Consider the following 9,042-nt stretch of genomic DNA (forward strand, 5'->3'; position numbering starts at 1 on the left):
AGACAGTACGCGGTTGTACGGCGAAGCGGCGCAACGCCGTATAGGGCTTTGTGAGTATCGCTATAAAAGTTTCAGGCAAGGTGCGTCGCTGAATATAGTACGCGGTTACAGAACTTTGTGAGTATCGCTGTATAACAGCGCCTAGATAAGCACGTAATGTTCGCGGTTGTAGTCGCGCTGTTCGGCGGCGTCGTAGCTGCGGGTGTAGCCGCGCTGGTTGCTGACGAAGCGGGTGTCGCCGAGGTAGGCGCTGATGTTGTCGTGGCTGTGGCCGTATATCCAGAGGTTGGCGCGGGCGGTGAGCTCGGGCAGGTCGGTCGCCCAGTAGGCGGTGTGAACGAGGCCGTCTTTTTTGTTGTAGTGCCGCTTGGCGACGAGTTCGCGTCGCGGCACGAAGTGGCTGATGACGACGCGCGCTTCGGCTTCGGGGTCCAGCGCAGTGTCGAGCCAGACGCGGCTGAAGCGGTGCAGGCCGCGCATGGTTTCCGGCGTCAGCGGCTGGCCGTCGGGGGCGTAGATTTCGCGGAAGTCCGGCAGGGTGCGTTCTGCCCAGCGCATCGAGGCTTCCGCGTCGCCGCCAAGGCTGAAGTCCGTCCACAGGGTGGTGCCAAGGAACTGGACGCCATCGAGGGTGACGGCCTGGTCGTCAAGCAGGGTGATGTCGTATTTTTGGCTGATGCTTTGGTACACGTCTTTGGCTTCGTTCAGGGCGAAGCCGTAGTATTCGTGGTTGCCGAGGACGTAGAGCACCGGCAGTTTGGGGGCGCGGCGGCGCAGGTAGTCGAAGAACAGCGGCACGGTGGTGGAGTCGCCGATGTCGCCGGCGAGGACGAGCACGTCCAGTTCGCCGAGGTTGCTGATGGTGCAGAGGCTGCATTCGGTGTGCAGGTCGCTGTGGACGCCGATTTTCATGCGTGTTCCTTAAGAGAGGCGGGTTTTGAAGTCTTCGTAACCAAATTCGCGCACGGTGGTGAGCGTGTCGCTGCGGCTGTCCCAGGCGAGGATGGCGGGCAGGCGGACGCCGTTGAAGGTGTTGGTCTTGACCATGGTGTAGTGCGCCATGTCCATGAACATCAGCCGTTGTCCGGGCTCAAGCGCGTGGTCGAAGCTGTAATCGCCGATGACGTCGCCGGCGAGGCAGGTCAGGCCGCCGATGCGGTAGGTGTAGGGGCGCGCGTGCGGCATCGCACCGCCGAGGACGTCCGGGCGGTAGGGCATTTCCAGCACGTCCGGCAGGTGCGCGCTGCAGGAGCCGTCGATAATCGCCAGGTTCATGTGGTTCCAGGTGACGTCAAGGATTTCGGTGACATAGACCCCGGTACCGAGGGCAATCGCCTCGCCCGGCTCAATAAACACTTCCACGCCCCAGCACTCGCGGAAGTTGCGAATCAGCGCTATCAGTTCATCCACCGCGTAATCTTCGCGGGTGATGTGATGGCCGCCGCCGAAATTCACCCACTGCATCCGCGGCAGAATGTCGCCAAATTGCCGCTCCACTGCCGCCAGGGTGCGCCGCAGCGGCGGGACGCCCTGCTCGCACAAATTATGGAAATGCAGACCGCTGATGCCATCCAGCGAGGCTTCGCGCAACTGGCCGCGGATGATGCCGAGGCGCGAGCCGGGGGCGCTGGGGTCATAAATCGGCACCGCCCCTTCCGACTGCTGCGGGTTGATGCGCAGGCCGAAGTGCAGCGGCTTGTGTTCGGCGGCGGCAAGCGCCTGCGCGCGGAAGCGATCCCATTGGTTACAGGAATTAAAAATGACGTGGTCGGAAAGTTTCAGCACTTCGTCCATGTCGGCGGGCGGGTAGGCAGCGGCAAACGTATGCACCTCGCCGCCGAAATATTCGCGGCCGAGCTTCGCCTCAAACAGGCCGCTGGCGCACACGCCGGACAAATAACGCGAAATCAGCGGTGCGAAATGAAACATGGCAAACCCCTTCAGCGCCAGCAGTACTTTGGCGCCGCTCTCCGCCTGGACGCGGGCGAGCAGTTGCAAATTGCGCTCCAAGAGCGCGGCATCGACCACATAGCAGGGCGTGGGCAGGCGGGACAAATCAAGACGGCGGAAGGTATCGTGTAAAAGACTCATGACAGACCTCGTGATTCAGGGTGGTTGGCACGCGGCAACGCCGCATAACGGGCGATATTATAAAGATTTTTCACATTCCCCGGCGCGCGCTTGACACAAAGCGATGACAACGCGCGCGCATCCATGCAAGATGGCAACTCCATTCACCACGGAGCCAACCATGAGCCCTATCTTGAACCTCAACGACGAATACGCCCGCATTGATGCCCCGGATTTCCGCCCCGGCGAATATCTCTATCTGGGGCAGGTCAGGACGGATGACGACGAAACCGCCGTGGTCGCGGTCGCCTACAAACCCGACTACGCCATCAAAAAGCTGAAGGAAAACCTCGCTATCCTCCAGCCCGCCGCCGCCATCCGCGAATGCTACCTGCGCAAAATCCGCGTCGGCGAGACGGACGACTGCGGCAAGATTCCGCTGGACGGCATTCTTTGACCCATTGCCAGTGTCGCAAGTCGGGTATTCATGCCCGACATTTTTATGGTTGGTCATCAATGGCCGACCTGCGTTCGCCGTCGGGCTGTTGGGTTACGCTCGTATAGCGATACTCACAAAGTTCTATACAAGGCGCGCCGCTGAAGACAGTACGCGGTTGTACGGCGAAGCGGCGCAACGCCGTATAGGGCTTTGTGAGGATTGCTATACCTTGCTAACCCTGTATGTAAGCGGTCGTAGGGTGGGTCTTGACCCACCATCACGAAACACGGCTATCACGGTGAGGCAAGCCCCACCCTACAGGTTTTGCGGAGGGAGGGCGGATCGGCGGCAGGTGCCCAACCACCGCCGAAACCCGTCCGCATCCCGTCAATGCCGCAAATGGTTTTTGTAGGCGAGGTAGGCGTTGAGCAGTTGCGGGCGCAGGTTTTCCGCGCGGGCGGAGACGAAGATGAGTTTTTCCTGTTTCAGTCGCGCTTCTGCGGCGGCGAAGGCGTTGGCGTAAACGTCGCGGGCGGCGTTTTCCAGCGCGGCGTCGCGGGTTTCGCTGTCGTTGCCGTCTTCCAGCCACGGCGGGCGGATGTTCACCAGCATGACGTGGTGGCGCTGTTGCAGCAGGTGCAGCAGCGGGCGCAGGCGCTCGCCGTCGTGCGGCTCCAGCACGGTCATGAGGATGATGAGCGCGCGCCGCCGCTCGCGGCACCAGACGTCGTGGATGGCGGCGGCGTAGTCCGGCGGTTTATCGTCGGCGTGGCGGTCAAACAGGGTTTCAACCAAGCGGCGGTACTGGCCGCCGTGGCGCGAGGCGGGCAGCCAGCTTTTCGGCGTGTCGGAGTAGAGTTGCAGCCCGATTTCGTCGCCGCTTTTCAGCGCGGCACGGGCGAGGCGGGTGGCGGCGGCGAGTTGTTCGTCAAACAGCGCCTGCCCTTTGTAACGGCTTTGCAGGCGGCGCGAGGCGTCCAGCATGAGGATGACGGGCTGTTCGTGCTCGTAGTCGTATTCGCGCACCTGCCATTTGCCGAGGCGGGCGCTGGCCTTGTGGTCGAGACGGTTGATGCTGTCGCCGTCCTGGTAGTCGCGCAGGTGGGAGAAGTCGCCGTTGCCGCCGCGTTTGTAAAGCGGGTGGACGTGGCCAAGTTGCGGGGTGCGAATGCCGCTGAAGGCGCTGTCGGCGTGGTCGTGGGCAAAGCGCGGGTACACGCGCACTTCTGCCGGGGCGGGCAGGGCGAGGTCGCGTTGCCACAGTTGGAAGCGGTCGGGGTAGCGCAGTTGCAGGGCGGTGAAGTGAAATCTGCCGCGCTGGTGGATGGTGAGCGGGTAGGCGAGGGTGAGCCGTTCGTCCGTGCCGAGTGGCGCGCGCTGCGGCATGGCGCTGCTTTCGGCCTGCGGCGGGTAGTGGTCAAAGAGGTGCAGCGCGAGCGGGCGCGGCATGGTGCCGTGCAGGGTGAATTGCATGGTGAAGCGCTGCCCGCTTTGCTGGACGGCGCCGTAGTCGCGGCTGACGGTAAAGGCGGGTTTTTCCCGCCAAAGCAGAGCGGCGCTGGCGAGCAGCAGCACGAGCCAGGCAGCGAGCAGCGTCCAGTTGAGCGCGGGCGGCGCGCCGCTCCAGACGAGCAGGGTTTGGGCGAGGGCAAGCGCTGCCCAGCCGTACCATTGGTTTTTGTCGGGGATAATCATGAGGTTTGCGGGTTCTTATGTGAACGGGAGTAATGCGGTGGCGGTTTGCCCTGAATTTGCAGTTCAAACGCAGCGGTATCTGCAAAGGGCGGGTAAATTTTATCGCAGCAGTCAGCAAGAAGATAAGGTTGTGAACCCTTGATGTTTGCGGATACTGCAGCCGGAAAATAATTGAATTGGAAGGGTAAATACTATAGCCATCCACCGAAAGTTTCAGACAACTACAACGGCACCGACTACACCATCGGCCAAGGCAACAACGCGCTGCTTTATCCCGGCCTCGGCCTCGGCGTCATCGCCAGCGGCGCCAAACACGTCACCGACGCGATGCTGCTTGCCGCCGCCGAAGCGGTCGCCTCGCAGGTGAACCCGCAGGATTTGGGCGCGTCGCTGCTGCCGCCGGTGGATAACCTGCGCGCCTCGTCGGCCACCGTCGCGGTCGCCGTCGCCAAACAGGCCGTCGCCGACGGCGTCGCCACCAAACAATCCGCCAACTGGGTGCAGACCGTGCAAGACGCGATGTGGCAGGCGGTGTATTCATAACCTGTCCCCCGCCGTAAAACAAACCACCGAACCGCCCCTCTCCGCAGCCCGTAGGGTGGGGCTTGCCCCACCGTTAAAACCGGATGTTTCCTGATGGTGGGCCAAAACCCACCCTACAACCTTTCCGCCCTTTTCATCACCATGCAAACCGCATCCGCCCAAAACCGCCACACCAGAGACCCGTATGATCTTCCTCACCGCGACTGAAAGCGTCCTCTCCATTGTCCTGCTCATTGCCCTCGGCTATATCCTGCAACAAAAAAACTGGTTTGCCGACACCTTTGCCGCCAATCTCTCGCGGCTGATTATGAACATTGCCCTGCCGGCCTCCATCTTTGTATCCGTCCTCGAATACCTGAACCGCGACAAACTCATGGCATTGACCGACGGCCTGATATACGGCGCGCTTTCCGTCATACTCGGCTATCTTGCGGCGATATTGCTGGTCAAACTATGCCATATTCGCGCCGGGCGGCGTGGTACATTCATTAACGCCATCGTTAATGCCAATACCATCTTCATTGGCCTGCCGCTCAATACCGCCCTTTTTGGCGAAACGGCCATGCCCTATTTCTTCGTCTATTACGTGTTGAATACTGTCTCCACCTGGGCCATTGGCGTCTATTTTATCGCGGGTGATGCCAGCAAAACCGACAACCACGCGGCAAAACCGCCCTTCAACTGGAAAAAACTGTTGCCCGCACCATTGCTCGGCTTTCTCGTCGCGCTCATTTTCCTGCTCGCCAATCTTTCCGTGCCGACATTCATCCATTCCCCGCTGCAATACCTTGGCGCAACCGTCACCCCATTATCGCTGCTTTACATCGGCATCACCCTGTATCACGCCGGATTAAAAAGTATCCGCTTTGACCGCGATACCCTTGTCGCCTTGCTGGGGAAATTCGTGCTCGCACCGTTGATTATGGTCATCCTCATTTATGCGGGCAAAGGCGTTTTGCCATTGCCATTACCGGAAAGCAAAACCCTGATTGTACAATCGGCCGTACCGGCACTGGCGGTATTGCCCATTCTCGCCCATGAAGCCAAAGGCGACGTGTCTTTTGCCACCAATATTGTCACCACCAGTACCCTGTTATTTATTGTCGTCATGCCGGTTGTGGATGCGCTGTTGCAATTCCTCCACTGAATGAGGCGCGTATCAAAAAAACGGGTTTTCCCAGACTCCAAACAGGTTCTAACAAAGAAAAACGGCGGAAACCTCCCGTTTCCGCCGTGCGATGCGGTATCTGCCTCACTCAATCCATATGCAGCGTCTTGCCATCGTAAGAAAGCACATCAACCCGCTTGCCCGCATCCTGATTGTCCTTGCCCCCCAAAAGCAGCAGCTTGCCCTGATACGGCAGCGTGACCCCGTAAGCGGCGGGTTGCGGCAGGGCGCCTGCGACCTGCCAGACACCATCATGCAGTGCGTAAACCGTCGCGTGCGTGACCTTGTCCAGCCCTTCATGTGCATAAAAATGGCCTTCATCGTAGCGTTGCGCCGCGCCGGGGAAATTGGCGCCACCGGCGAGCAAATAATAATCGCCGCCAAAGCCGCTGTATGCACCCGCCAGCCCTTCCTGCCGCACGCCGGATTGCGCTGCAATGAGCGGCGGCAGTGCCTGCCATTGCAGACGCCCCTTGTCATCAAACGCCCCCTGCGCGACCGCATCGGTACGCAGGCCGGGTTTAATCTCCCCGTTGGCGACCATCACCGTATCGCCACGCACACTCACCGCAGCACCGGCACGGCCGGAAAACGGCCATAGCCCTTCGTTGTGCCAGCGGTTGCCTTGCGGCTCATAACTGAAGACGGTGGTATTGAAAAAATAATCCGGCGCGGGCTGGTCAAAATAAGCACGCATCACCGCCTGCTTGCCTGCTTCATCGTCGCCCGCAGCACTGTAATCCTGAAAATAGCCGTTAAAAATGGACGAATTGCTGCCGCCAATGACATAAATCCGCCCGCCATGTGCGACCGCCGCCGCGCCGACCAATCCCAAAGGCGCGCGGGTGGGCAATTTTTGCCACGCTTTTTGCGCCGGGTCATAGACATGCGCATCATTGACCAGTTGCAGCACCCCCGCCGCGTCCTTCTGCAAACCACCAAACACATAGAGCTTGCCGTCAAGCGCGGCGACGACCGGCTGACTGCGCGCGCCGCCGGGGAAGGGCGGCAACGCCTGCCACGCCGCTTGTGGCGCCTTCAAATCAAGGGCAAAAAAAGCCTCTCCGGCACTGCCCAGACCAACGTAGGCGGTATTGCCAATCAACGCACCGCCGCCGTCGGCAACGGCGACCGGCAAATCCGGATAGGTTTTACCGCTGGCAGCGAGTGCCAAGGCGGCAAAAAGGGAAACAGTTAGCTGTTGTTTTAGCGTCATTTTTCAAACTCCCGCGGGTTGGTTATGAAATTTGTTGCCCAGAAGCATAATGCCGTTTGAAATTTATTTCAAGACGACCTATACTTCATCCAACATCCCGCTACCAAGGAATGATTCATGACTCAAACTGCAACCCGCGCGTTACCGGCGAACCTGCAAGGCGGATTGATCGTTTCCTGCCAGGCACTCGCCGACGAACCGCTGCATTCATCTTTCATCATGGGGCGGATGGCGCTCGCCGCTGCCCAGGGCGGTGCGGCAGGCATCCGCGCCAATTCGGCGGAAGATATCCGCGCCATTCGTGAAAACGTCAACCTGCCGATTATCGGCATCATCAAACGCGATTACCCCGACAGCGAAGTGTTCATCACTGCCACCATGCGCGAGGTGGACGAACTGATGACCGTCGCCCCGGAAATCATCGCCATAGACGCCCGCGATGCGCCGCGTCCGGGCGGGCAAACGCTCGCGGCATTCGTCGCCGCCATCCGTGCCGCCTATCCTGAAGTCTTGCTGATGGCCGACTGCGCCAGCCTCGCCGAAATGCAACACGCCGACGCCCTCGGCTTTGATTTCATCGGCACGACGCTGGTCGGCTACACCTCCGCGACCCGCGGCGCGCGCATCGAACACGACGATTTCGCCCTGATTCGCGCCGCGCTCGCGTCCGTCAAGCGGCCGATTATCGCCGAGGGCAACATCAATACCCCGGAAAAAGTGCGGCGTGTGCTGGCGCTAGGGGTTTACAGCGTCGTAGTCGGCTCGGCGATTACCCGCCCGAAGTGGATTACCGAGCAATTCGTGCAAGCGACCAAACCATAACCGGAGAAAACCCATGTCTTCTACACATCACGATATCAAAGGTTTGATTTCCGCGCTGCTGGTACCTTTTACCGCAGAAGGCAAAATCAACGAAAAAGGGCTGCGCCAAATCGTGCGCCACAATCTGGACAAAATGCAGGTTGATGGCCTCTATGTCGGTGGCTCTACCGGCGAGAATTTCATGCTCGATACCGCCAGCAAAAAAGAAATCTTCGCTATCGTCAAAGACGAAGCGGGGGATAAAGGCGCACTCATCGCGCAAATCGGCAGCCCCAACCTTTACGAAGCCATTGAATTGGGACAATACGCCACCGGTTTGGGCTATCAGGCCATTTCTGCCGTCACCCCGTTTTATTACAAATTCTCTTTCGAGGAAGTCAAACAATATTATTTCGACATCGTCGCCGCGGTTGATAACCGCATGATTGTTTACTCCATTCCTTTCCTGACCGGCATGGACATCGGCCTGTCGCAATTCGGCGAGCTCTTTGCTAATCCGAAAATCGTCGGCGTCAAATTCACCGCGGCCGATTTCTATCTGCTAGAGCGCCTGCGCAGCGCCTATCCCGATCACCTGATTTATTCCGGTTTCGATGAAATGCTGCTGCCGGCATTGGTCAATCGCGTGGATGGCGCTATCGGCTCGACTTACAACGTCAATGGCATCCGCGCCCGGAAAATCATCGACCTCGCAGCCGCTGGCAACTATGCGGAAGCCTTAAAAATGCAGCAGGAAAGCAATAACCTCATCGCCGATATTCTGGCAAACGGACTGTATCCGACGCTGAAACAACTGTTGGTGCTTTGCGGTTGCGATTCCGGCCCCTTCCTCTCGCGCAAACCGATGGCTTCTGCGACGCCGGCACAAATCGCCCGCGCCCGTGAAATTTATGCCCGCTATTTTTAACCCCTGCTAATGGAGATACTGCCATGACTATCCGCAAAACCCTGCTTGCTGCGGCAATCGCCGCTTTTGCTACCCAGGCGATGGCTGCCGAATATGAATTGACGTTTGGTCTCAATGCCGGGACAACGTCCAACGAATACAAGGCAGCGGAGCATTTCGCCAATGAAGTGAAAGAAAAATCC

Annotated in this window: 8 protein-coding genes and 2 pseudogenes; 6 read left to right on the top strand and 4 right to left on the bottom strand. The window is 59.4% G+C overall.

The window, feature by feature from the left end:
* Positions 1-141: 141 nt before the first annotated feature.
* Both Q0349_RS07425 and nspC read right to left on the bottom strand, forming a co-directional pair.
* Positions 142-912: a metallophosphoesterase gene (locus Q0349_RS07425; RefSeq protein WP_298080235.1), complete on the bottom strand. Its 771-nt coding sequence runs from the start codon at positions 910-912 to the stop codon at positions 142-144.
* Between the two features lie 9 nt (positions 913-921).
* The gene (gene nspC, locus Q0349_RS07430) at positions 922-2,091 is read right to left on the bottom strand and encodes a carboxynorspermidine decarboxylase (RefSeq protein ID WP_298080236.1); all 1,170 of its coding nucleotides are present in this window, start codon (positions 2,089-2,091) and stop codon (positions 922-924) included.
* A 160-nt stretch (positions 2,092-2,251) separates the two neighbouring features.
* Between nspC and Q0349_RS07435 the strand changes: the two genes are divergently transcribed.
* A complete protein-coding gene (locus Q0349_RS07435; protein ID WP_298080237.1) occupies positions 2,252-2,527 on the top strand; it encodes a hypothetical protein in 276 nt (91 codons plus the stop codon).
* A gap of 369 nt (positions 2,528-2,896) precedes the next feature.
* Here the strand turns inward: Q0349_RS07435 and Q0349_RS07440 are convergent, their stop codons facing one another.
* A complete protein-coding gene (locus Q0349_RS07440) occupies positions 2,897-4,204 on the bottom strand; it encodes a DUF58 domain-containing protein (protein WP_298080238.1) in 1,308 nt (435 codons plus the stop codon).
* A gap of 222 nt (positions 4,205-4,426) precedes the next feature.
* Between Q0349_RS07440 and Q0349_RS07445 the strand changes: the two are divergent.
* Positions 4,427-4,747, top strand: a pseudogene (locus Q0349_RS07445) (malic enzyme-like NAD(P)-binding protein); the annotation flags it as partial.
* 184 nt (positions 4,748-4,931) lie between these two features.
* Positions 4,932-5,894, top strand: coding sequence for an AEC family transporter (locus Q0349_RS07450; RefSeq protein ID WP_298080240.1), 963 nt, complete (start codon positions 4,932-4,934; stop codon positions 5,892-5,894).
* A 109-nt stretch (positions 5,895-6,003) separates the two neighbouring features.
* Here Q0349_RS07450 and Q0349_RS07455 read toward each other — a convergent pair whose 3' ends face one another.
* Positions 6,004-7,131: an N-acetylneuraminate epimerase gene (locus tag Q0349_RS07455; RefSeq protein ID WP_298080241.1), complete on the bottom strand. Its 1,128-nt coding sequence runs from the start codon at positions 7,129-7,131 to the stop codon at positions 6,004-6,006.
* Between the two features lie 117 nt (positions 7,132-7,248).
* Here Q0349_RS07455 and Q0349_RS07460 point away from each other — a divergent pair, with 117 nt between their 5' ends.
* The 3 genes and pseudogenes from Q0349_RS07460 to Q0349_RS14105 form a co-directional block, all read left to right on the top strand.
* Positions 7,249-7,953 carry an N-acetylmannosamine-6-phosphate 2-epimerase gene (locus Q0349_RS07460; protein ID WP_298080242.1) on the top strand — a complete coding sequence of 235 codons (705 nt, stop codon included), beginning with the start codon at positions 7,249-7,251 and terminating at the stop codon, positions 7,951-7,953.
* Positions 7,954-7,966: 13 nt separating this feature from the next.
* A complete protein-coding gene (locus Q0349_RS07465; RefSeq protein ID WP_298080243.1) occupies positions 7,967-8,860 on the top strand; it encodes an N-acetylneuraminate lyase in 894 nt (297 codons plus the stop codon).
* A 23-nt stretch (positions 8,861-8,883) separates the two neighbouring features.
* Positions 8,884-9,042: pseudogene (locus tag Q0349_RS14105) on the top strand (sialic acid-binding protein); the annotation flags it as partial.

The organism is uncultured Cardiobacterium sp., assembly GCF_938028185.1.
Lineage (GTDB): Bacteria > Pseudomonadota > Gammaproteobacteria > Cardiobacteriales > Cardiobacteriaceae > Cardiobacterium.